This window comes from Enterobacter cloacae complex sp. 394I7, assembly GCF_057320345.1.
The window spans coordinates 1-1,052 of the sequence record NZ_JBXWCR010000025.1 but is presented as its reverse complement, the minus strand read 5'-3'; the positions used below and the strand labels follow the sequence as shown (position 1 = coordinate 1,052).

General features: G+C 50.7%; 2 tRNA genes and 2 rRNA genes. All 4 read right to left on the bottom strand.

The annotated features are described in order from the left end of the window. Positions 1–545 (bottom strand): 23S ribosomal RNA (locus tag AC2FAP_RS24380); the annotation flags it as partial. Positions 546–725: 180 nt separating this feature from the next. Continuing rightward, positions 726–801, bottom strand: a tRNA-Ala gene (locus AC2FAP_RS24375). Between the two features lie 38 nt (positions 802–839). Beyond that, a tRNA-Ile gene (locus AC2FAP_RS24370) sits at positions 840–916 on the bottom strand. A 70-nt stretch (positions 917–986) separates the two neighbouring features. Further along, a 16S ribosomal RNA gene (locus AC2FAP_RS24365) occupies positions 987–1,052 on the bottom strand; the annotation flags it as partial.

The window sequence follows — 1,052 nt, the reverse complement described above, 5'->3', positions numbered from 1 at the left end:
AAAGAGGCTCCCACTGCTTGTACGTACACGGTTTCAGGTTCTTTTTCACTCCCCTCGCCGGGGTTCTTTTCGCCTTTCCCTCACGGTACTGGTTCACTATCGGTCAGTCAGGAGTATTTAGCCTTGGAGGATGGTCCCCCCATATTCAGACAGGATACCACGTGTCCCGCCCTACTCTTCGAGTTCACAGCCTGTGTGCTTTCGTGTACGGGACTTTCACCCTGTACCGTGCGACTTTCCAGACGCTTCCACTAACACACAAGCTGATTCAGACTCTGGGCTGCTCCCCGTTCGCTCGCCGCTACTGGGGGAATCTCGGTTGATTTCTTTTCCTCGGGGTACTTAGATGTTTCAGTTCCCCCGGTTCGCCTCGTTAACCTATGTATTCAGTTAACGATAGTGTGTCGGAACACACTGGGTTTCCCCATTCGGACATCGCCGGGTCAAAGGTTCATATCACCTCGCCGGCGCTTTTCGCAGATTAGCACGTCCTTCATCGCCTCTGACTGCCAGGGCATCCACCGTGTACGCTTAGTCGCTTAACCTCACAACCCGAAGATGTTTCTTTCGATTCATCACCGGTTTGCGAAAATTTGAGAGACTCGAACACACATAACATGTGTGTCGTTTCAATTTTCAGCTTGATCCAGATTTTTAAAGAGCAAAACTTCGCAGTGCACCTTGTCAGGTTCACTCTGAAGTTTTCTTGTTTTCGCAGTAAAAGATGGTGGAGCTATGCGGGATCGAACCGCAGACCTCCTGCGTGCAAAGCAGGCGCTCTCCCAGCTGAGCTATAGCCCCATCGTATGACCAACCTCTTCAAATCTGCATGACAGATTTGGTAGGCCTGAGTGGACTTGAACCACCGACCTCACCCTTATCAGGGGTGCGCTCTAACCACCTGAGCTACAAGCCTGTAGAGGTTTTTTACTGCTGTTTTTCATCAGACAATCTGTGTGAGCACTACAAAGGCAGGTTCTTTAAGGTAAGGAGGTGATCCAACCGCAGGTTCCCCTACGGTTACCTTGTTACGACTTCACCCCAGTCATGAA